Origin of the sequence: Cohnella endophytica, from assembly GCF_003628305.1 — a bacterium.
GTDB lineage: Bacteria > Bacillota > Bacilli > Paenibacillales > Paenibacillaceae > Cohnella > Cohnella endophytica.
This window is the reverse complement of the sequence record NZ_RBZM01000002.1, coordinates 346,566-370,096: the sequence shown is the minus strand read 5'-3', so window position 1 is coordinate 370,096 and position 23,531 is coordinate 346,566. Positions and strand designations below refer to the sequence as shown.

Annotated in this window: 18 protein-coding genes; 17 read left to right on the top strand and 1 reads right to left on the bottom strand. The window is 52.7% G+C overall.

All coding sequences use genetic code 11. The features are described from left to right. The first annotated feature begins 140 nt into the window (after positions 1-140). Together D7Z26_RS03850 and D7Z26_RS03845 are read left to right on the top strand one after the other, a co-directional pair. On the top strand, positions 141-587 hold the full coding sequence (locus D7Z26_RS03850) for a MarR family winged helix-turn-helix transcriptional regulator (RefSeq protein ID WP_120974739.1): 447 nt from the start codon (positions 141-143) through the stop codon (positions 585-587). A 29-nt stretch (positions 588-616) separates the two neighbouring features. Beyond that, complete coding sequence (locus tag D7Z26_RS03845; protein WP_120974738.1) at positions 617-1,084, top strand: glutathione peroxidase; 468 nt, start codon at positions 617-619, stop codon at positions 1,082-1,084. Positions 1,085-1,137: 53 nt separating this feature from the next. On the opposite strand, the gene D7Z26_RS03840 is transcribed toward D7Z26_RS03845, so the two are convergent. Beyond that, on the bottom strand, positions 1,138-2,253 hold the full coding sequence (locus tag D7Z26_RS03840) for a response regulator (protein WP_158602180.1): 1,116 nt from the start codon (positions 2,251-2,253) through the stop codon (positions 1,138-1,140). 182 nt (positions 2,254-2,435) lie between these two features. Here D7Z26_RS03840 and ald point away from each other — a divergent pair, with 182 nt between their 5' ends. The 15 genes from ald to lysA all read left to right on the top strand — a co-directional run bounded on the left by ald (position 2,436) and on the right by lysA (position 23,425). Then, entirely contained in the window at positions 2,436-3,551 is a 1,116-nt protein-coding gene (gene ald / locus D7Z26_RS03835) for an alanine dehydrogenase (protein ID WP_120974736.1), read from the top strand. Between the two features lie 63 nt (positions 3,552-3,614). After that, a complete protein-coding gene (locus D7Z26_RS03830) occupies positions 3,615-3,848 on the top strand; it encodes a DUF4227 family protein (protein WP_120974735.1) in 234 nt (77 codons plus the stop codon). 110 nt (positions 3,849-3,958) lie between these two features. Further along, positions 3,959-4,858, top strand: a complete 900-nt coding sequence (locus D7Z26_RS03825; RefSeq protein ID WP_233566599.1) for a tyrosine recombinase — start codon at positions 3,959-3,961, stop codon at positions 4,856-4,858. A 33-nt stretch (positions 4,859-4,891) separates the two neighbouring features. Continuing rightward, positions 4,892-6,067 (top strand): phosphopentomutase, encoded by a 1,176-nt coding sequence (locus D7Z26_RS03820; protein WP_120974734.1) that lies wholly within the window; start codon positions 4,892-4,894, stop codon positions 6,065-6,067. Positions 6,068-6,121: 54 nt separating this feature from the next. Continuing rightward, complete coding sequence (locus D7Z26_RS03815) at positions 6,122-6,949, top strand: purine-nucleoside phosphorylase (RefSeq protein ID WP_120974733.1); 828 nt, start codon at positions 6,122-6,124, stop codon at positions 6,947-6,949. A 213-nt stretch (positions 6,950-7,162) separates the two neighbouring features. Beyond that, a complete protein-coding gene (locus tag D7Z26_RS03810; RefSeq protein WP_158602179.1) occupies positions 7,163-7,795 on the top strand; it encodes a class D sortase in 633 nt (210 codons plus the stop codon). 19 nt (positions 7,796-7,814) lie between these two features. Continuing rightward, complete coding sequence (locus D7Z26_RS03805) at positions 7,815-15,758, top strand: SdrD B-like domain-containing protein (protein ID WP_120974731.1); 7,944 nt, start codon at positions 7,815-7,817, stop codon at positions 15,756-15,758. A gap of 181 nt (positions 15,759-15,939) precedes the next feature. Then, on the top strand, positions 15,940-17,112 hold the full coding sequence (locus tag D7Z26_RS03800; protein WP_233566639.1) for a D-alanyl-D-alanine carboxypeptidase family protein: 1,173 nt from the start codon (positions 15,940-15,942) through the stop codon (positions 17,110-17,112). Between the two features lie 184 nt (positions 17,113-17,296). Next, a complete protein-coding gene (gene spoIIAA, locus D7Z26_RS03795; RefSeq protein WP_120975018.1) occupies positions 17,297-17,650 on the top strand; it encodes an anti-sigma F factor antagonist in 354 nt (117 codons plus the stop codon). Then, a complete protein-coding gene (spoIIAB, locus tag D7Z26_RS03790) occupies positions 17,647-18,093 on the top strand; it encodes an anti-sigma F factor (RefSeq protein WP_120974729.1) in 447 nt (148 codons plus the stop codon). The genes spoIIAA and spoIIAB overlap by 4 nt, the downstream gene beginning before the upstream one ends. Positions 18,094-18,119: 26 nt before the next feature. Beyond that, positions 18,120-18,878, top strand: a complete 759-nt coding sequence (gene sigF, locus D7Z26_RS03785) for an RNA polymerase sporulation sigma factor SigF (protein ID WP_120974728.1) — start codon at positions 18,120-18,122, stop codon at positions 18,876-18,878. Between the two features lie 149 nt (positions 18,879-19,027). Continuing rightward, complete coding sequence (locus tag D7Z26_RS03780) at positions 19,028-19,681, top strand: stage V sporulation protein AA (protein ID WP_267900962.1); 654 nt, start codon at positions 19,028-19,030, stop codon at positions 19,679-19,681. After that, positions 19,674-20,099 (top strand): stage V sporulation protein AB, encoded by a 426-nt coding sequence (locus D7Z26_RS03775; RefSeq protein ID WP_120974727.1) that lies wholly within the window; start codon positions 19,674-19,676, stop codon positions 20,097-20,099. Before D7Z26_RS03780 ends, D7Z26_RS03775 begins: the two co-directional genes overlap by 8 nt. A 16-nt stretch (positions 20,100-20,115) precedes the next feature. Further along, positions 20,116-21,960 carry a spore germination protein gene (locus D7Z26_RS03770; protein ID WP_233566597.1) on the top strand — a complete coding sequence of 615 codons (1,845 nt, stop codon included), beginning with the start codon at positions 20,116-20,118 and terminating at the stop codon, positions 21,958-21,960. Positions 21,961-22,093: 133 nt separating this feature from the next. Next, complete coding sequence (lysA, locus tag D7Z26_RS03765) at positions 22,094-23,425, top strand: diaminopimelate decarboxylase (protein WP_120974726.1); 1,332 nt, start codon at positions 22,094-22,096, stop codon at positions 23,423-23,425. The last annotated feature ends 106 nt before the right edge of the window (positions 23,426-23,531 follow it).

The window sequence follows — 23,531 nt, the reverse complement described above, 5'->3', positions numbered from 1 at the left end:
CCTTGTTATAAATTAAATTGTATACAATCTTTATGGGGGTGTCAAGGTTTTGACACGCTCTGGCGAAGATGATATATTAATGGCGATTAAATTGCATGCAATCAATCGAGGCGAGCGAAAGCGAGAGAAAGGAGGCGTCGATGGGTACCGATTCGGTATTAAAGCTAGACAATCAACTGTGTTTCGCGGTATACGCTTGCGCTAGGGAGATCACGAAGCTGTATCATCCGTTGCTGAAGGAAATCGGACTTACCTATACCCAATACATCGCGATGTTGGCGTTGTGGGAAAAGGATCGGATCACGGTTAAGCAGCTAGGACAGAGACTGTACTTGGATTCCGGAACGCTAACGCCTCTGCTGAAGAAGCTGGAGCAAACGGGTCTTCTTACGAGGGTAAGGGATAAACAAGACGAACGCAGCGTCATCATCGCTTTGACCGAAAGAGGGACGGCGCTTAAGGATAAAGCGCGGGCAATTCCGGAGCAATTATTTTGCCAAGCGGGAGTGTCCTCCGGGGAAGCGGAAGCGTTACGCGCCCAAATTACCGAGATGTTGAAAAAAGTACAGCAAAATCCGTCACAATAAATTACCAAAACATATTGGGAGGAATAAAAATGTCTATTTATTCGTTCACGAATCGCAAGGCAAACGGTCAAGAAGTCAATCTTGGCTCATACGAGGGCAAAGTTCTACTGATCGCCAACACGGCCAGCGAATGCGGGTTGACTCCTCAATACAAGGAACTGCAAGAGTTGCATGAGAAGTATGGAGATCAGGGGTTAGTCGTTCTAGGTTTTCCTTGCAATCAATTCGGAGGACAAGAGCCTGGCACTTCTGCGGAAGCCGAAGCGTTCTGTAGCATCAATTACGGCGTCACCTTCCCCATATTCGAGAAGGTGGACGTAAAAGGAGAGGACGCGGATCCTTTGTTCCGTTACTTGACCGAACAGACGGGCGGAGAAATCACATGGAATTTCGCTAAGTTTCTCGTTGACCGCCAAGGGCGGGTAGTGAAGCTAATCGAACCTCCGGTTAAGCCGCTTGAGATCGCGCCGGATATCGAGAAGCTATTAGCCGAGTAAAAAGATAAGGGGCAGTCGAGTGAACGCAATCGAACTCGGCAGCCCCTCTTTCATTATCGTTGCATCCACCGATCGTACCATTGCCTCGTTTCCGGCGAAGGCAGCGTGGCATACTCCTCCCGGAACATTGCGAATAATCGATCGTAAGTACCTTTCACTCTTTGCGCGTCGAGGTTCTCGGCATGAATCTGCATCATGGCCAAGTAGGCTTCCTCCAAGTAAGGAAATCTCTTTTCGATCATTTCATAAAGCCCGAGCGCTTCCTTGCGGCAATCCGCTTCACGCCATACTCGTCCAACCTCGAGCGCATGCCATATCCAGAGATCGCGAAGCCTGATTCTTTCGCTCTCGGCCCATCTATAATCGTGCTCCGCTAGATAATCCCCAGTGTAGTCCATTAGCCACTTCTGATACAGCGCAGCCGTCTCCGAGTTCAATTCGGGCATATTTAATCCGGCGTTCTCCCATTCTTGAACGTCGTATGCGGCGTCCGCGAGATCTAAATAGTAGTCCGAACCGCTATTCGTCAGCTTGATCGACAATTCGGCGGATTCGAGCGATTTGCGGACCTGATAGATAGTCGTATACAACTGCGTGAAAGCTTTTTTGTAATCCGTATCCGGCCATAGGAGCTCCAGCAATATATCTTTCCGGACGGGTTGGTTGCGCTTGTACGCCAAGTAAGCGAACAATTCTTGGGAACGGGCTGTTCTCCACGAGAAAGGCTCGGCTTTGCCGTAATCGATATGCAATCGTTGCATGCATCGAATCGTTACGACGTTATTCGCGAGGGGGATCGACGTCCCCAGTTGTCGGTGTTGACCGATTCTGCGCACCGTTTGGGCTAACCGTTCGGTGTTGATCGGTTTAAGTATGTAGTCCAGGGCTGCCAGCTCGAAAGCTTTAACGGCGTATTCTTCATATGCGGTAACGAATATGATAAAGGGATCGCAATCGAACCCATGTAATTTCTCCGCGGCTTCGATGCCCGACATTCCCGGCATTTCGATATCGAGGAAGACGATATCGGGCTTTAACGATTCGATCGCTTCAAGGGCTTCGCTCGCGTAATTAAAGGTCGCGACAACCTCGATTCCGCCGATTTTTTCCAATTGTCTGGATAAGTCCTTCAGCGCCAAGTTTTCGTCGTCGACGAGAATCGCTTGCATGTTAAGGCCCCTTTTGCACGTTATGTACTTAATAGACGTACGTATATTTATCATAAGCAATCCAATGTAGGAAAACAATGAAAATCAACGAACGAGGACGGCGATGACAATAGATATATTCTCGAGCTCTGGTCATTCTATAGAGGATGAGACAGAAGCGTATTAGGCGGGAGGAAACGAATATGATCGTTGGATTGCCGAAAGAAATCAAGAAGCAAGAATACCGAGTCGCCCTAACCCCGGCGGGTTGCGAGATGATCGTGCGTCAAGGTCAATCCGTCGTCGTGCAGCCAGGAGCCGGCAACGGGAGCGGTTTCGCGGACGAGGAATACGTCGCCGCAGGCGCTAAGCTAACGACGGATGCGGCCGAGGTATGGGCTCAGGCGGATCTTATCGTAAAGGTAAAAGAACCGTTGCCGGAAGAGTTCGGTTTTTTTCGCAAAGAGCAGCTCTTATTTACGTATTTGCATCTGGCGGCCGCGCCGGAATTGGCCAGGTCGCTTATGGCGAGCGAAGTTACCGCGATCGCTTACGAGACGATACAAGCGACGAACGGCAGTCTGCCGCTCTTGACGCCGATGAGCGAGGTGGCGGGAAGGATGGCGGTGCAGGAAGGAGCAAAATTCCTGGAGGCTTTCCAAGGAGGCAGAGGCGTTCTTCTAGGCGGAGTTCCGGGCGTACCTCCCGCCGAAGTCATTATCATCGGAGGCGGGATCGTCGGCACGAACGCGGCCAAGATGGCGCTCGGACTTGGAGCGGAAGTGGTCGTGCTCGAGAAAAACGGAGATCGGATGCGCTATTTGGACGACGTATTCCAAGGACGATTGCGGACGCTTATGAGCAATCCGTATAATATCGCCCAAGCGGTGAAGAAAGCGGATCTGCTTATCGGGGCCGTTCTCGTACCCGGAGCGCGCGCGCCGAGGCTTGTCAGCGAAGAGATGGTCAAGACCATGAAAAAAGGCGCCGTTATCGTAGACGTCGCCGTAGACCAAGGGGGCTCTATCGCGACGATCGACCGCGCAACGACGCATGAAAATCCAACGTACGAGAAACACGGCGTCATCCACTATGCCGTCGCCAATATGCCCGGCGCCGTGCCGCGCACCTCGACGTTAGCCTTGACGAACGTGACGATCGATTATGTGCTTCATCTCGCGGCCAAAGGCTTCAGGGAAACGGTGAAGAACAACGCGATGCTTGCGCTGGGCGTTAACGCGTACCGGGGATCGATTACTCATCGCCAAGTCGCCGAGGCGGTCGGCGTTCCTTATATCCCGTTAGAAAGTTTGTGGTGACATGATTTGCTCCCCTTCCTCATACGGATGAGTATGAGCTTGGACGAGAAGGGGAGATGCGCGATGAAACAATCTTACGATAAATGGTGGGAGCGTCTGCAGTTTACGCTCCTGTTTCTTGCGTTAGCCGTATTCATGCACGGTTTTTTCGGCTGGTTCCATAGTTGGCTGAAGCCGGTCGATCCTTATAAAGTTCCGGAAGGCCGTGCCTTCAAGGTGTTTCACGCGGGAGAAGGGGATGATCCTGACAGCTCTCCCGGAGATCGTCTTCGGTTGTTTTATTGGCTGGGAGAGTAATCCCCCGGAAGGATTTGTCCACTATCGCGTGGAATACAAAAACGTGCCGGAAACGGTAGCCCACAGGACTTGCGGTGAAATCGCGAGTAAGGAAGGCAAGGTCGACGGAAATGGAACTGAGAAGCTGGTTAAATAGTTATCTGGAATATTTACTTGAGGAGCGCGGAGTTTCCCGTCATACTTCCCAAGGCTATTCCAGCGATTTATCGGATATGATCGCCTATCTGGAGTCCGCCGGGCTTATACTCCCGAACGAGCTGCGCGCGCATCATCTAACGGGATATCTGAGCAACTTAAAACAAGCAGGCCGTTCTACGGCGACGCTGACGCGCAGAATCGTCTCCATACGATCGTTTTTCAAATATTTAACGATACGCCGGGCAGTGGATTACGATCCGGCTATTCAGCTCGAAGCTCCCAGAATCGATCGTAAGCCGCCTAGAACGGTCGAGACGGCCGATCTGGATAAGCTTCTCGCTCTTCCTGAAACGGAGAACGGCATGAATGGCTTGAGGGATAAGGCGATGCTCGAGCTCCTGTACGCGACCGGCTTGCGCGTAACCGAATTGATTTCTCTCGACGTTAGCCATGTTAGACTCGACATGGGATTTTTGTTATGCTTGGGTTCCGGGGGCAGAGAAAGAATGGTGCCCGTGGGCTCCCAGGCTGCGTTTTGGGTCGGCCGGTATTTAGCGGAAGCGAGAACCGGTATGACGAACTCGGACAAGCCTGTCGAAGCGCTGTTTTTGAACCACCTTGGAACGAGGCTCACGCGCCAAGGCTTCTGGAAAGTGCTGAAGAAGTATGCGGATCAACTGGGCATGATCGTTACTCCCCATACGCTTCGCCACTCTTTTGCGTCCCATCTGCTCGATAATGGCGCGGATATCCGAGCGGTTCAGGAAATGTTGGGACATTCGGAGCCTTCCACGACCCAGATGTATTTAACGGCGGATAAACCGAAAATCAAAGAAGTATACGAGCGCAATCATCCGAGGGCGCGCACTTGATAAGCATCATGCGAATGAAAGAGGGCTAAAATTATGGCATTTCAACGGGTAACGGTAATTGTATTGGACAGCGTGGGTATCGGCGAATTGCCCGATGCGGAGCAATACGGAGATAGAGGCGCGCATACCCTCGGACACATCGTCGAGCGTGTCGAAGGACTTGCTTTGCCGAATATGCGCCGTCTAGGACTAGGCCATATCGCGCAACTCGGCGATTGGCGGCAAGACAACGACATCGTCGGTTATCATGGCAAAATGTCGGAAGTATCCGTCGGCAAGGACACGATGACCGGACACTGGGAGCTTACCGGGCTTCGCATCGACACGCCGTTCCGCACTTTCCCGGACGGATTTCCCGCCGAATTGCTTCGGCAATTCGAAGAAGAGACCGGCAGGTCCGTCATCGGGAACAAGCCGGCGTCCGGTACGGAAATCTTGGACGAGCTAGGAGCCGAGCAAATGAAAAGCGGCGCTTGGATCGTGTACACTTCCGCGGACAGCGTGTTCCAGCTGGCTGCCCATGAGGAGGTCATTCCTCTGGAGGAGCTCTACAACGCATGCCGGGTCGCTCGTCGTCTGACGATGAAGGACGAGTTTTCCGTCGGTCGCGTAATCGCGCGTCCTTACGTCGGCAAACCCGGCGAATTCAAGCGTACACCGAACCGTCACGATTATGCCGTAAAACCTCCGCTGCCAACGGTGCTTAACGCGCTGAAGGCGAATGGGCTGGACGTCATCGCAGTCGGGAAGATCAACGATATTTTCAGCGGGGAAGGCATAACGCGCGCCATTCCGACGAAGAGTAACGCCGACGGCATCGCTACTACGCTGCGGGAAATGAAGTCCGATTTCCACGGCTTCATTTTTACGAACCTGGTCGATTTCGATTCGTTGTACGGCCACCGTCGCGATCCGGTAGGCTACGGACGCGCGTTGGAGGAGTTCGACAGGGCATTGCCCGATCTGATGGCGGCAATGGGAGAGCATGATCTGCTTCTCATTACGGCCGACCACGGCAACGATCCGATTCACGCGGGAACGGACCACACGCGGGAATTCGTGCCGCTGCTTGCCTGGAGCCCTGGCTTCGCCGAGTCGGGGGAAATCCCCGATTGCGCCAGCTTCGCGGACTTGGCCGCGACGATCGCCGACAACTTCGGCGTCAAGTACGCGACGCACGGGAAGAGTTTCCTTGAATTGTTAAAGTAGTAATACTAAAGCTGCCAAAAACGTGCACCAATAGGATTAGAGGAGAGGTTGTCCATGGCACAAGCAACATCGAAAGCGATGATCGAGGAAGCGGCGGCGTTTATTCGCACGACGACGGATGTCCGTCCGGAGATCGGTTTAATCTTAGGATCGGGTTTAGGCGTTCTAGGGGATGAATTAGAGGATGCCGTTACGATTCCTTACGAGGATATTCCTCATTTCCCCGTGTCCACGGTCGAAGGTCATGCGGGAGAATTGCTGATCGGCATGCTCCAAGGACGCAGCGTCATCTTAATGCGCGGACGTTTCCATATGTACGAAGGATACGAGCCGGAACGTACGGCGCTTCCGGTTCGCGTCATGAAGGCGCTGGGCGTAACGAAGCTGCTCGTAACGAATGCGGCCGGCGGCGTTAACATGAGCTACAGTCCCGGCAACCTGATGCTGATTTCGGATCATATCAACCTTACGGGCCGTAACCCGCTTATCGGACCGAACGATAACGCGCTGGGCGTTCGTTTCCCGGACATGTCCAATGCGTATAGCCCGCGCTTGCGCGCGATCGCGAAGGAAACGGTGGCGCAACTGGGTTTTTCCGTTCAAGAAGGCGTTTATGTCGGCTTGATGGGTCCGAACTACGAGACTCCGGCCGAAATTCGCATGTTGCGCACGCTGGGTGTGGACGCGGTAGGAATGTCCACCGTATCAGAGGTTATCGTAGCTAGGCATTCGGGTATCGAAGTGCTCGGAATTTCCTGCATCAGCAACATGGCCGCGGGCATTCTGGATCAGCCGCTCTCCCACGAAGAAGTCATGGAGACTACGGAAGTCGTGAAGGAACAATTTTTATCGCTCGTTCTGAACGTCATTCCGAAAATGTAAGATGACTTCGGTATCGTGAAATAGACTTGTATAGTTTAGTGAATGAGTCCTTAGACCCCGTGCGGTCGAAAGGACTTTTTTTTATTCGACTTTTTTCCTATAAATCTTCGATTCTAACCCTAAATATCAAAAATTGTTCAGAATAGTTGTTGTATAATATTGCGTGGCATGTTGAAAAAGATCGATTTGCGAAGAGTGGTGACGATCGTTTCAATGAAAATGAAAAAAAGGATGTCAGGCCGAATCGTAACCGTTGTGCTATGGTTTGTTGTCTTAGTCGGTTTAGCCATGGCTTATTATCCGAAATTCGATGCCCACGTGCAAGAAAAGAAACAGTTGAAACTTCTAAGCGAGTGGAGTCGGGACATCCGCAAGGAGACGCCTCAATCCGAGATCTCGCCGGCATCGGCGGAAACGGAACTGCCGCAGTGGAAAACCGTGAACGGAAAACGATTGCTAGGTTCTATTCGCATCGAATCTATCAAATTGACCGAACCGATCGTTCGCGGAACGCAAGCGGCTGAATTGCTTGAGGGAGCGGGGACGGTCTTGGACGAAAGAATGCCGGGACAAAAGGGGAATTTCGTCTTGGCCGGGCATCGGAGCTGGACTTTCGGAAGGCATTTCAATCGTTTGGGCGAGCTCAAGCCGGGCGACATCATTGATATCGACACGACGGTAGGCACGTATCGTTATATCGTCTTCGATAGCCGGATCGTAATGCCGGACGACGTGTCTGTTCTTGAGGATGATACTAGCGTTTCTAGATTGACTCTCATTACGTGCGATCCGATACGCAAAGCGACTCATCGATTAATCGTAAGCGCGGAACTTCAAAATAATTAATTAAGAGGAGAAATTCGTAATGAAGAAAGTTAAGTCTTTATTTTTCGTATTTCTAGCCATTACTTTGCTGTGGAATTACGGTTGGCTCCCTAAACCAACGGCAAATGCGGATTCGGATCCGTCGAACGGCATCATTATGAGCTTGTCGACAGACGTGCCGACCGTTCCTTCGGGTAAAGCTTTTACGTACGACATAAAGTTCAGCTTCTCCGGGTTAAGTACGAACACGTTGAATTTCACCAAATTAAAGCTGGAATTTCCTTTGCCCGCAGGCGTTCAATATTTGGGCGACGTGCCGATTCAGGTAATTTCGGGCGTAACGAGGAGCGGCGGCACCGTGATCGACGGAACGACGACGGGAGAAACGCTGACGTTCAGCTTTGATCCGACAGTTCCCGTTGAAGGGGATTCCTATACTTTGCAGGTAAATGCTCGCTACTTGCCTTACGTCACCGCTAACGGGACCCAAACGACGACTTCGGCTAGAATTTATAGCACCGACGATGCCGCTACGGACGTCGAAACGTCGAACGACGTTACGGTAACGGCTACCGCATCGGCCGATTGGAGTCTAACGAAAACGAAGGTTTCTCCGCATCCCATTCCTATGGCCGGCGGAAACGTACAGTACGAACTTTTTTTCAACAATAATCAATCCGCCGACGATATCGGACAATTGGATATCGAAAAGGTAACGCTAACGGACACATTACCCGATCATTCCATATTCGTATCCGCAAGCAGCGGTGGAGTATACGATTCCAGCACGAATAAGGTCACATGGTCTAATCCCGGATCCATGCGCGACGATACGCGTTATTACGTTACGGTAAATTATCCTACTGCGGATTTTAATACGTTCGATTGTTCCGTTCCGGCCAAGTGCGTCGTGAATAACGCCTTGGTCACGTTTAACGCGATCGGTTCGGGCACGATCGTCAATCTTCCGGCTTCCGTAACCCACGGTTTCGTAACGACCCCTTTGGATGACGGGCTGGGCGGCGTGTTCTACAAAAACGTTAATGTCCATCAACAAGAAATATCCAAAGGACAAGACGTTACCTTCTACATAGGCGGTTTTCACAACTACTCTAACACGGTGCTGACGAATGCCAGCATCGTCGACTTGACGCCTCAAAAAGATAAGTCGGGCGTCGCGGTCGATTTTAATGTCAAGTCGATACGCACCGCGATCTTTCAGGATATTCCGAGCCAAAGTTACGACGTCTATTACGCGACGAACGCGATCGGCGACGACTGGACGTTATGGAAACATATTGCCAACAGCAAGACCGCGGACACGCTTAACATTGGCGATCTTCCACCCGGCACCAAAGTAACCGGAGTGAAATTCGACATTCCAGGCGCGTTGCCGATTTCCTTCGCCCAACTGTCCGAATTCGAAATCACTTACACGTTAGACGATAGTTACAATGTGGATGCTGCAGGTCAAAAGGTAGAGAATACTGCGGATCTTTACTACACGTTCGATGGGACGCCGACAGTCTTTCATGATCCTGCAACCGTATTATTGTGGGGAGACCGACCGCTTGTCGAATTGAAGAAAACGCGCCTGGGCGGCAGCTCCTATTCGCCGGATCAAATTATCGATTTTGAAATCAAAGTGACCAACACCGACCTGGCAAGCGATAAATTTTACGATCCGATCGTGATGGACGTGTTGCCTCCTTCATTAACTTACGTGCCCGGGAGCTCGACGATTTTCGCAAGCAGCGGTTTCCCGAACGTCGGTACGCTTGCTTCGCCCGTATTGGGCGTCGCGGGTACCGATACGTTAATGACGTGGAAATTCACGGGATCCGTCGAGATGGATAATAACGATTATTTCGTGATCCGATACAAAGCGAAAGTGAACACGTACGCGGATCCGACTACTTACGTTAACTATGCGGAAGTGACGACGAATTCGATTACCCATCCGTATTTTAACGACTATTGGTTCGATTTGAAGGATGATCTCTTCGACCATGACGGCGATGGTTCGATCGCGGACAAGTTAATTATCAGCGGCGCTCAATTCACGGTAAACGAAGTAGCCGCCCTTGGATCGTATAAGCGAGTTCGCGGAGAATTGGATTCGGGCTGGATGCTCGGACAAGTGCCCGACGGATGGAAAGACGGGGATCCCGGCGATACGCTCGGAACGACCGTTGCGGGCGGTAGAGTCGATTATAAGCTGACCGTTTTCAATAAAGGAAACGTACCGTTAGACCATATCGTCGTTGTCGACGTGCTTCCGAAAATCGGGGACGAAGGCGCGTTGTTAGGCGGTCGGGGTACGACCTGGAACACGGTATTAACGGCACCGCTACCGTCGTTGCCGGCGGATCCGGTAGGCTACACGGTTTATTACAGCACGGATGCCCACCCCAAAATGAACAATCCCGGAACGACGTGGACGACTACGCCGCCCGTCGATTTGACGACCGCAACGGCTTTAAAGTTCGTGTTCGTCGCAACGGATGTGCTGGCCAAGGGAGCTTCCAAAAACATCGTTTGGACGATGAAAGCGCCGGTCGGCGCTCCCAACAAAAAAATCGCTTGGAACTCGTTCGGTCAGCAAGCTTACAAGTTAAGCGGGTCATCGCTAGAGCCTGCCGAGCCTCCTAAAGTCGGCGTGCATATTTTGCCGGACCCGAAGCTGAAGCTCGGGGATTACGTTTGGCTGGATATCAATAAAAACGGGATTCAGGATGCCGGAGAGACCGGCGTTAACGGAGTGCGCGTTGATCTGTTGAAGTCCGACGGAACACCGTTTACGAAGGATTACGATAATGACGGCGTCACGGAGCACGTCCCCGTCTTTACCGTAACGGGAGACGACGATGCCGGCAATCCGGGTTACTACTTATTCCCGAATCTAGATGCAGGGGATTATAAAGTTCAATTTACGATGCCTTCCTTGCAACCGGGCGAATATACATACGGTTCCGGCGCGGATGCATACGTAAATCCGGCGAATCCTTACGATACGTGGACATTAAAAGGAATCGGCGCTACGGATAAAGACTCCAACGTCGGAGGAACGGCGGTGACTCCGGACCAAAGCGCAACGATTGTTTCCGACGTCGTTCATTTGACGGCTAACGATTTCTCGATCGATGCCGGTCTTTATCCTCCGCTCGGGGCGATCGGCGATTACGTCTGGGAAGACACGAACGGAAACGGCTTGCAGGATGAAGCGGCAAGCAAAGGAATTAACGGCGAGACGGTCGAGCTATTAAAAGAAACGACTCCGGGTACGTGGGTTTCGCAAGGTACGAGGATCACCGCGAATAACGGGGGAAATCCGGGCTATTACGAGTTTACGGGATTGCTGCCGGGCAAGTACAAGGTTAGATTCCCTCAAAAGGTGACGATCGGCGGCATCGATCGCGTCTTGACCTTCAAACAAAAAGGAACCAACAAAACGACGGATTCCAATCCGGGCACGAACGGAGATTCGGACGTCATCGATCTCCAACTCGGCGAAATTAACCATACGATCGACGCCGGATATGTACAACCGGTTCAAATCGGGGATTTCGTCTGGGAAGATACGAACGCGGACGGGATTCAGGATGCCGGAGAGCCGGTAAAAAGCGGAGTAACGGTTAATTTGCAGGACGGCTCCGGTAATCCGGTTAAAGAGCTGAACGGGACGACGAATCGGACTGCGTTGACCGACGCTTTCGGAAATTATCTTTTCAAGGACCTTCTCCCGGGAACGTATAAAGTAGAGTTCGTATTGCCGACCGGCTACGGATTTACTAAAAAAGGCTTGGGAGGGAATTCCGCGCTAGATTCCGACGTGAATAGGAGCACCAATAACTCTCCTACGCTTCAAACAAAGGGAACCACGAATAACGTAAGCCTTCCGAATCCGGGCGATTCCAATCTGAACGTGGACGCGGGTCTCGTGAAATTGTTGTCTTTAGGAGATTTCGTATGGAAAGATCTGAACCGCAACGGAATTCAAGACGCCGGAGAAACCGGCGTGAGCGGCGTGTCCGTCGTCTTGCATTACGAGGACGACGCGAACGTCGTCCCGACTAGCAATTATCGAACGGCTACGACGGATGCGAACGGCAAATATCAATTCGATCATTTGTATCCGGGAAAATACACGGTCGATTTTACCCGTCCGGCAGGGTATTTGTTCACGAGCGCGGCGCAGGGCGCAGATAGGGCGAAAGATTCCAATCCGATCGTTCCCGCGCTGCCGTCCGCGACGAAAGCATCGACGCCGCAAATTACGTTGTCCGGTACGGACGATATGACGATCGACGCGGGATTGATTCCGTTAGCTTCGATCGGCGATTTCGTATGGTTGGACGTGAACGGTAACGGCCAGCAAGACGGCGGAACGGAGGTCGGCGTAAGCGGAGTGGTCGTTCAGTTGTTGGACGCCGTATCGGGACTTCCGGTGGCGAACGACGCCTATAATCAACCGATCGCTTCGCAGACTACGGGAACCGACGGATTGTACAAATTTTCCAATTTGCCTAACGGATCTTATAAAGTAAAATTCACGCTGCCGACAGGCTACTGGTTCACCCAGGTTCATCAAGGCGCTACGGCTACGGACTCCGATGCTATCGAACAGCCTGCCGCGCCGCCGAGCACGAATAAAGTCGGAATCACGAATGCCGTAGCGTTGGATTACAGCTATGACAATACGATCGACGCAGGGGTACGTACGTTAGCTTCGATCGGGGATCGGGTTTGGTTGGATTCCAACGGCAACGGCGTTCAAGATGCCGGCGAAATCGGAGTGAACGGCGTTAAAGTGGAATTGTATCAAGTCGATCCGCTCACTCATGTCTATACTCACGTAACGAGCGACGTGTACGGAAACGACATTTCATTCGTTACGACGGCTAATAAAGGACCCGACAAAGGATATTATCGGTTCCCGAATCTGATGCCGGGTACTTACCGCGTGAAGTTTACCGATCTTCCGACCGATTATGAATTTACGAGCAAAGGATCGAACGGCTTGCTGCATCCCGAGTCGGATTCCGATGCGAATCCGAACAAGCTGGATTCGGATTACGGAATGACTCAAGAGGTTATTTTGGCTTGGAGCGAGCAATACGACAATCTCGACGCGGGCATATTGACCCGCACCGAGATCGGAGATTACGTATGGCTTGACGAGAACGCGGACGGCATCCAGGACGCGACCGAACACGGGGTCGAGAATGTCGTCGTTAACCTTCTCGACGGCAGCGGCAACTTGTTATTCACGACGACAACGGATGCCGACGGCAAATACTTGTTCACGAACCTGTGGCCGGACGATTTTATCGTCGAATTCAAGTTGCCGAGCGATTATTACATTTTCTCCCCGAAAGATACGGGAGGCAACACGGCCGTTTCCGACGAACTGGATTCGGACGCGGATTTAACGACCGGACGCACGGAGACGGTTACGCTTGCTTCCGGAGACGTCAAACTGGGTTACGACGCCGGCCTCGTCAAGCTTGTCTCTCTTGGAGATTTGTTGTGGGACGACAAGAACGGCAACGGCAAACAGGACAAAATCGATCCTGCCGATCCGGCGAGTCCATTAGAACCGGGGGTTGCCGGAGTCACGGTAAGTCTATTGAACAATCTGAATACCGTAATCGCCACCACGGTAACCGACACTAACGGGAAATATTTGTTCGAGAAGCTGTTGCCGGGCACTTATAAAGTAAAGTTCGCACTGCCGGCAGGTTATATGTTCACTGCTAAAAACGCGGCGAGCGATACAATCGATTCTAACGTCAATCCTTCGACGGGCATTACGGACTCGATTATATTGCCGCCGGGCAAAGACGATATGACCATCGACGCGGGGATCGTCAAACTCGCGGCGCTCGGCGATTATGTCTGGATGGACCGTAACCTTAACGGTATTCAAAACGCCGGAGAACCCGGGGTCGACGGTGTTACCGTCGAACTTATGGCAAACGACGGAGTTACTCCGGCCACGGATAAGGACGGAAACCCGATCGCATCGGTCGTGACGAGCAGCGGAGGCGCCTATTATTTCGGAAATCTCGTGCCCGGTACTTATGTCGTTAAGTTCGATATTCCGGCAGGCTACGTGGCTACGCAGCGAAAAGCAGGTTCGGATGACAACATGGATTCCGATATCGGGACGAACGGATTGACTTCCGCTATTACTTTAGTGCCGGGGCAAGTGAAATTGAGCGTAGACGCAGGACTTGTCAAACTCGTCACTCTCGGAGATACCTTATGGTTGGACGATAATATAATCGGATCTCAAGACGGAGAGCCGGTCGCTACCGCGGCGTCCAACGTCACGGTCGGTCTTTATGACGAGAACGGCGCCCCTATAATGGCCGGAGCGGTGCCGGTTACAACGACGACGGATATGAACGGCAAATATTCGTTCGCCGATTTGTATCCGGGCAAATACAAAGTGAAGTTCGATTTGCCAAGCGGGTATATTTTCACGAGACAATACGCAACGGGTGCTAGCGCGTCAACGGATTCCAACGTGAACGAAGCAGGCTGGACGGACGTCATCACTTTAATTGCCGGGCAAGACGACCTCACGATCGACGCGGGTATCGTGCTACCGGCTTCCATCGGCGATTATGTATGGGAAGATTTGAACCAGAACGGAATTCAGGACGTTGGAGAAAAGGGCTTAAACGGGTTAAAAGTCGAGTTGCTGGCCGAAGACGGTACCGTTATCCGTACGACGACAACGGCCGACAACGCCGGAGTCCCGGGTTATTATAAGTTCACTCAGCTGATTCCGGGTAAATACCGCGTGAAGTTTACGGTTAAGCCGGCCTATATGTTTACGATTAAAGGTGCGGGTACCGGTTCGAACAATTCGGATGCGGGCTTAGACGGAACTACGGATTACGTTACGCTGTTACCGGGAGAAGACAACGCGGACATCGATGCGGGAATGTATTTGGCGCCGGTCATCGAATTGTCCAAGCTAGGAGATTTCGTGTGGCTGGATCAAAACGGGAACGGTATTCAAGATCCCGGTGAACTTGGCTTAAACGGCGTTCAGGTGGAACTCTATAACATATACAACGCCGTTATCGCGACTACCGTTACGGAAAACGACGAGAACGGCAAAGCCGGATTCTATGAGTTCAAAAATTTGCTGCCTAACGACTATTCGGTCAAGTTTATTGTCCCGGACGGTTACGCCTTATCCCCCTATCTCGTCGGCAATGACGACAAGATCGATTCGGACGCCGGAACGGATGGATTAACGGCCGTAATCCATCTGCAACCGGGCGTCTATAACAAGACAATTGACGCCGGTCTCGTTAAATTGGCTTCCGTGGGCAATTACGTCTGGATCGATGCCGACAAAAACGGGATCCAGAACGCGGGCGAAGCGGGTCAAGACGGGATTCAAGTGACGTTGTACAACGAGGAAGGATCGGTTGTTGCAACCGCGATAACGGAAAATGGAGGCTATTATGAATTCTTGAAGCTCTATCCGGGCAAATATCGAATTAAGTTCGATCTGCCTCAAGGATATAAGTTCACGAAATCGAGAGCCGGCAACTCCATTGAAACGGATTCCAACGCGGATAAAGACGGTTATACGGAATTGTTTACGCTATCGGCCGGGCAACGCAACTTGACGATCGATGCGGGGCTCTATCTGGCAAAAGCAGCCGAGAAGCCGCCTGTAAATTCAGGCAACGACAACGGTAATCCTTCCGGCGGAAACGAAGAACAAGGCGGAAATAACGGGAATTCCGGGCATAACAAGGGCGATGGAAAATCGGGAACGCCTGCAGGGGACAATCACGGTAAGAACGGCTATGGCGGAAAGAACGCCTTACCGCAAACCGGCGAATCCAGACCGTTGCTCCCGATAATCGGTTACGCGCTCTCGCTTTCGGCAATCGGGATATTATCCGCTAGGTGGTACCTGCGAAGAAAAATCGCAAAATCTTTCAATCAATAGCCGTAATCGACGAACAAGCCCCGAGAGATCGGGGCTTTTTTTCGTTTTCGTTTCGCGATGGCATTTCCCTCATGGGAATATTTACCCTTCCATCGGGACAGACTTAATACTAAATAAAACGATGGCTATTAAGCGGCCACAGGAGGGAGAACCACATTTGACAAGATTGCATGGTGGGAAACTGAAATGGAAATTACTCTCGGGGGTACTTTCGTTAGTCCTTGCCCTTCCGACTCTCGCCGTAGCGAAGGAACCTACGCCGAAATCGGCGGTTACCGACATGGCCGCGAGCGCGAAATCCGCGATTCTAATGGATGCGGATAGCGGAACGGTAATCTACGAGAAAAATAGCGATATCTCGTTGCCGCCGGCAAGCATTACGAAGATTATGACGATGCTGCTTGTCATGGAAGCGCTCGACGAAGGGAAGCTGAAGCTGACCGATAAAGTTCAAGCGAGCGAATACGCATCCTCGATGGGAGGATCGCAAATATTTCTGGAGCCGGGCGAGGAAATGACGGTCGACGAAATGCTGAAAGGCGTCGCCATGGCTTCCGGCAACGATGCTTCGGTCGCTCTCGCGGAGAAACTCGCAGGCAGCGAACAGCAATTCGTGGCGATGATGAACGAGAAGGCACGCGATCTCGGCATGAAAAACACGAAGTTCGTAAACTGTAACGGGCTTCCCGCCGAGGGGCACGTCTCCTCTGCGCGCGATATCGCGCTCATGTCGCGCGAACTGCTGAAATACGAAGGAATTACGAAATATACGGGAATGTACCAAGATTATTTACGCAAGAGTAGTCCGAAGCCGTTTTGGCTCGTAAACACGAACAAGCTTGTCCGTTTCTACAGCGGGGCGGACGGGCTGAAGACGGGATTCACGAGCGAAGCGAAGTTCTGTTTGTCCGCGACGGCCCGCAGGGACAACTTGCGTCTGATCGCCGTCGTAATGGGCGAACCGAACACGAAAACTCGCAATGCCGAGGTATCGCATTTGTTCGATTATGCTTTTGCGCAATATACGAACATTCCGCTCTACAAGAAAGGCGATCCGATCGGTACATTAACGGTGCAGAAAGGCAAGGTCGACAAAATACCGCTGACCGCGAAACATTCGTATAGCGTCCTATTGAAAAAAGGAGACGCGGGTAAAGGCATTCGCCAGGAGCTCGTGCTTGAGCCGAATATCAAGGCACCCGTCGAAATCGGCCAACCGATCGGCAAACTGATCGTCTATCGGGGAGATGAAGTGTTGTCGGAGTTTCCGGTAGAATCGCCGTTGGCCGTTAGCCGAGCCGGTTGGTGGACGATGCTGCGCAGGGCGACCGGCAAGTTGTTTCTCTCCGAATAAGTGCCTAATCGGGCGGTTTGACGGGAATAACGTCGCCGCCTCTTTGGCTTGATTTGTCGAAGGAGGCGATGTTGCTTCTAGTTTTGTCGGAGGGCAGGAATGGGAGAGCCTTCCGTAGAATTGGAGACAAGGCAAGGACATGCGGCAGAGCGTTGCTCGCGCGATTGGGGAAGGGGATATGGGCATGAGCTTACAGGTCGAGCTGGAGCAGCATCGTAATGTTTTGATCGTTCGTCTGCGAGGAGAATTAGACCATCATACGGCGGATATCGTCCGGTTTAAGATGGAGGATGCGATTTTGAGAGGCAGGTGCGACCACGTCGTCCTGAGCTTAAGGGAGTTGCAATTTATGGACAGCTCAGGTCTAGGCGTTATTCTCGGGCGTTATAAGCTCGTCAAGAGCCGTGGCGGGAAAATGGTCGTATGCGACGTTCAAACGGGCGTGAAACGTTTGTTCGAGCTATCCGGCTTATTCAAGATTTTATCCTTCTACGACACCGAGCGTTTAGCGCTTTCCAGTCTGGAGGTCGTATCATGAGCGGACATAATCAGATGAAGCTGACGTTTGCGAGCAGATCGGAGAATGAAGCGTTCGCTAGAGTTACGGTGGCGGCGTTTATCTCGCAGATGGATCCGACGTTGGAGCAATTGGACGAAATCAAGACGGTCGTCTCCGAGGCGGTTACGAATGCGATCATTCACGGTTACAACGGCAGCGCCGAAGGGCTAGTAACGGTCGAAGCGGAAATCGACGGATTGATGGTAACGATCGCGATCAGCGATCAAGGCAAAGGCATCGAGGATTTAGAGTTGGCTCGCCAACCGTTATACACGTCCCGTCCGGAGCTTGAACGATCGGGCATGGGGTTCACGATCATGGAAAATTTCATGGACGAGTTCGACGTCGTCAGTTCCCCGGAAGGCGGAACCTCGCTTAGGATGAAAAAAAGGATCGAATCGAAAAAAGCGCTGTTTAATTAATAAACCGTGCGGCAGGGGTTGGAGGCATGGACTCAGAATGGAAACGATCGTCGCCGCCGGCTTACTTGGATGACAATGAAGTGAAGCGCCTAATCGCGCTTAGTCAATCCGGAGATACGACCGCGCGGGATACGCTCGTCAATAGCAATATACGTTTAGTATGGTCGGTCGTGCAACGGTTCTCGAATCGGGGCTACGATAGCGACGATTTGTTCCAGATCGGTTGCATCGGACTGCTGAAGTCCGTCGACAAGTTCGATTTATCGTACGAGGTGAAATTCTCGACCTACGCCGTGCCGATGATCATCGGAGAAATCCAGCGCTTCCTGCGCGACGACGGCACGCTGAAGGTTAGCCGCTCGCTCAAAGAAATGGCGAATCGCGTGCGCAAAGTAAAAGACGAGCTCTCGAAGCGGCTCGGCCGCGCGCCGACGATCGGCGAGGTGGCGGAGGAGATCGGCGTAACGCCCGAAGAAATCGTGTTTGCCCAAGAAGCGAATAAACCTCCGTCGTCGATCCACGAGACGGTGTTCGAGAACGACGGGGATCCGATCACGCTCATGGATCAGATCGCCGACGAGTCGCAGGAACGTTGGTTCGACAAGCTGGCGTTGACCGAAGCGATTCAAGGACTGAGCGATCGAGAGCGGCTAATCGTATATTTGCGGTATTTCCGCGATCAGACCCAGTCGGAAGTCGCCGGGCGCCTAGGAATATCCCAAGTGCAAGTCAGCCGGCTGGAGAAAAAGATATTGCAAAGCATCAAAGACCAGATCGCGCAATAGCGACGGGTCGGGGGAAGGCATCCATGGCGAATAAACATACGAAGAGCAGGCCAATTGTCCGGCAGTCGCGGATAGGGCCTGCTTTTTTTCATATCTAGGCCCATTGTGTACCATACTAAACGAAATGCTGGCAAAGGAGGGATGCGCAGGTGAGTTCCTCGAATGCGGACGAATCCAGAGTCGTGTACGTGCGAATGCGTCGCAGAGCCGTCGTGCGGCCGAAATCCGTCGTCCTTCTGGGGGACGTGGCGAGATTGGTCACCGAGGAGCGCTTGCATGAAAGGTTAAGAAAGTTGCCGCTTCACGGCATTACCGAGAAGGACGGCAATTTACTGCTGATCGACATGCTTCAGGTCGTGAAGGCGATTCGCGAAGCGGAGCCGGGGTTGATCATCGAGACGTTCGGCGAGCCGCACGTATTGCTCGAGATTTCGCCCGCCGGAACCGTGCAGCCGCGCAAGTTAATCCTCGTGCTGGCTTGGCTATTGCTGTTTTTCGGTTCGGGGATGGCCATGATGAACTTTCATGCGGACGTGAACATGCCCGCCGTACAGCATCGGATCACGGAGTTAATTACCGGCAAGTCGGTTTCGCATCCGTGGCTCTTTCAGATTCCTTATTCGATCGGGGTTGGAATGGGCATGCTGTTGTTCTTTAATCGTCTGCTTCGCAAGCGCCTTAACGACGAACCGAATCCTCTCGAGGTCGAAATGTTCATGTATCAGGAGAATGTTAACCATTACGTCATTACGGAAGAGTACCGCAAAAAACACGATGAACGGGAGGAGGGAGCGGGTGGTTGACGTCTTGCAAGGCGTCTTGTTGGGCACAGTCGGCCTGGCGGGAGGCTTCGCGGTCGGAAGCGCCTTCGTGGCGCTCTTGATCGTGCTGGATCTCATTCCCCGGCTCGTGCAACTTACGAGAGCCTATCGGCGCTCAGCCGCGTTCGAATCCGCGATCTTGTTAGGAGCCCTGTATTGGAGTTGCGCGGATCAATTCGATTGGTCGATGAAGCTCCATAACTATTCCTTGTTGCTTCCCGCCATCTTCCAAGGCTTATTCGTCGGGATGTTCGCCGCGGCGCTGACCGAAGTGCTGAACGTCATTCCGATCGTTTCCAAAAGATTCAAGCTAAAGCCCTATTTATTGTCGTTATTGATGGCTATGGTGCTAGGCAAAGTGACGGGATCGATAGTCGATTGGTTATGGCTGCATCCATAGAGGAGAGTGAACTTAGATGGAACCTACCGAACACGGAAGCATGGACTTGGGCCAGGAGGAAAATCCGGGAGTTCCCCCGGCGCCGGACGAGAACGGCGAAAGTGAGAGATTAACGGAAGAGCGACATATTCGGGAGACGAAGAAAGCGGAAGAAATCCCCGCATTCAAATACGAGCCGAAGCGCTCATCCAAAAGACGTAAAGGCCGTAGAAGCGGGAACGAGCACGAGACGGAAAAGGAGGATGAAGGCGCTGAGGCGGCGGACGAGCATAACTCCGAGGAGGGGGGCGAAGCAACCGGCGAGATAAGATCCCGGGACGATCAAGGCACCAAGGACGATCAAAGCGCGAACAACGAGCAACCGGGCTTTAAGCCATCCGACTCCGAGCAGACCCGGAAGCGGCAGAAACGCATACCCGACGACATCGAGTCGTGGAAAGAGCTGTTGGTCGAGACGATCGGTCTGGACAAAAGCTTCGAGGTGCAAGTTCGAGACATGATCTTCGGCGGCAAGCGCGTAGCGCTTCTGTTCCTGAGCGTATTCGCCAAAGACACCTCTTTGATGGAAATTATCAAGCGGCTTACTTACCTAGAACCCGACAGCACCATGGATCACGACGCGATGAGGATATTCCTGGAAAATTACGTTCCGGCGATCCAGATCAAGAAATCGACCTCGTTCCCGCAGATGATCGACGAGGTGCTAATGGGCAATACGGCGTTCTACGTCGACGGCGAGCCCGCCGTCTTGCTGATCGACGCGAAATCTTATCCCGCGCGAAATCCGGAACAACCTTCATTAGAAAAAGTCGTGCGGGGAAGCCAAGACGGATTCACGGAAACTTTGATCGTAAACGTTGCGCTCATTCGCAGGCGTCTGCGGGATCCGAACTTGCGCTTTGAAATTCTCAAGGTAGGCAGACGCACGCAGACGGACGTCTGCATCGGCTATATCGACGATATCGCGAATACAAACCTGGTCGAATCGATCCGCGATAAAATCAAAGCGATCGACGTCGACGGTCTGCCTCTGGCGGATAAGCAATTGGAGGAAATGACGGTCAGCAGCAGCTGGAGTCCTTTTCCTCTCGTTCGATACACGGAAAGGCCGGACGTAGTGGCCGCGCAACTGCTGGACGGAAGCGTCACGGTCATCGTGGATACTTCTCCGAGCGCCATTCTGCTGCCGACGACATACTTCGATCTCGTGCAGCATGCGGAAGAAAACCGTCAAAATCCGTTTATGGGCACCTATATGCGCTGGGTGCGATTCCTGGGCATGTTCGCTTCTCTTTTCTTGATGCCGCTCTGGTTTCTGTTCAACGACAGACATATGATTCGACCGCAATGGCTGTGGTTCGTGGGCGCGGAAAAGGTAGGACAGATTCCGTTGATCTTTCAGTTCCTTATCGCGGAAGTCGGAGTCGACCTGCTTCGCCTCGCCGCCGTTCATACGCCGGCTCCGCTCGTCACGGCCATGACGTTGCTGTCCGCCATCTTGATCGGCGATATCGCCGTCAAGACCGGGCTATTCATCAACGAAGTCATTCTGTACATGGCGGTATCCGCGATCGGAATGTTCGCGACGCCCAGTTATGAATTGGGGCTGGCCAACCGAATAATCAGACTGGGATTATTGCTTGCCGTGTTCTTTTTCCACGAGATCGGATTTGTCGTCGGCACGACTTTCGTGTTCTTGTTTCTCGCGTTCGAGCGTTCATTTAACGCGCCCTATCTATGGCCGTTTCTTCCGTTTAACGCGAAAGCTTTCAGCGGCATCCTTTTCCGGAAACCGTTATCTTCGAATAAGAAGAGGTTGTCCATCTACCGGACCAAAAAACAGCGCAAGCAACCGCAGTAAAGTCAATAATGCAAATGATGTGATAAATCCTCCATTTCCCGCAAGGCGATTTTCCGATATACTCAGGTTATTCGAGCAAATACCGGAATCCGGTCGAATGGCCGCCGGAATTATCGCTAAAGGGGAATAAGATATGTTTTTGCATGGTACGAGTAAAATAAACGGCAAAGGTCATCTAGAAATCGGCGGTTGCGACGTAACGGACTTGGCGCGCGAATTCGGTACGCCGCTCTATATCGTGGACGAGGCTCTCGTGCGCCAACGCGCCAGCGAATTCATGGAAGCTTTCCGCTCGACGGGACTTCGCCATCAAGTCGCTTACGCTTCCAAAGCGTTCTGCGTCATGGCGATGTGCCGCGTAGCCGAAGAAGAAGGCATGAGCCTCGACGTCGTGTCCGACGGCGAACTTTATACGGCGCTGCAAGCCGGCTTCCCGGCCGAGCGCATCCATTTCCACGGAAACAACAAGACGCCCGAGGAGATCGTAATGGCGCTTGACGCGAACATCGGCTGTTTCGTCGTGGACAATTTCAACGAGCTTCACCTTCTGAACGCGCTAGCCGCGGACAAAGGGAAACGCGTTAACGTCTTGCTGCGCATTACCCCGGGGGTAGAAGCGCACACGCACGATTATATTTCCACGGGTCAGCAAGACTCGAAGTTCGGCTTCGATCTCGGCAACGGCACGGCTTTTATCGCGATCGAAACCGCGATCGGCTTGCCGAACCTGAAAGTGCTGGGCGTGCATTCCCATATCGGTTCGCAGATTTTCGAAGTCGAAGGCTTCCGCATGGCGGTAGAGAAAGTCGCCGCGTTCGCGGTCGAGATTCGCGACAGATTGAACCATACGTTTACCGTCCTTAACTTGGGCGGAGGTTTCGGGATCCGCTACGTGGAAGGCGATCAACCCCTACCGGTCGGCGTATACGTCCAATCGATCGCCGAAGCTGTGCGCACGACTTGCGAGAACGCGGGATTCCCTCTGCCGGAAGTATGGATCGAACCGGGACGCAGCATTATCGGCGATGCCGGCACGACGCTGTACACGGTAGGGACAAGCAAAGACATTCCCGGCGTACGCAAATATATCGCGGTCGACGGCGGCATGACGGACAACCCGCGTCCGGCGCTGTACGAGTCGAAGTACGAAGCGGTACTTGCGAATCGCGCGAACGACGCGCTGGAAGAAGTCGTCTCCGTAGCCGGCAAATGCTGCGAGAGCGGAGATATGTTGATCTGGGATCTTAAGCTTCCGGCCGTACAGTCCGGCGACCTGCTTGCCGTATTCTGCACGGGCGCATACAACTATGCCATGGCGAGCAACTACAACCGGATTCGCCGTCCCGCCGTCGTGTTCGTCAAAGACGGCAAAGCGGATCTCGTCGTCTCGCGCGAGTCCTACACGAACATCGTCGGCAACGACATTATTCCGCAACGCCTGCAGAAGCAAGCCGTCGCGAAATAAGCGATGTCCGATCGGACATCGGCCCGCTAATCGGGCCGGTGTCTTTTTGGCGTCGCCGGGGAACGTTCTTCGCATGGGAAGTTCCTTCTCCGAGAAAATTGGTGTA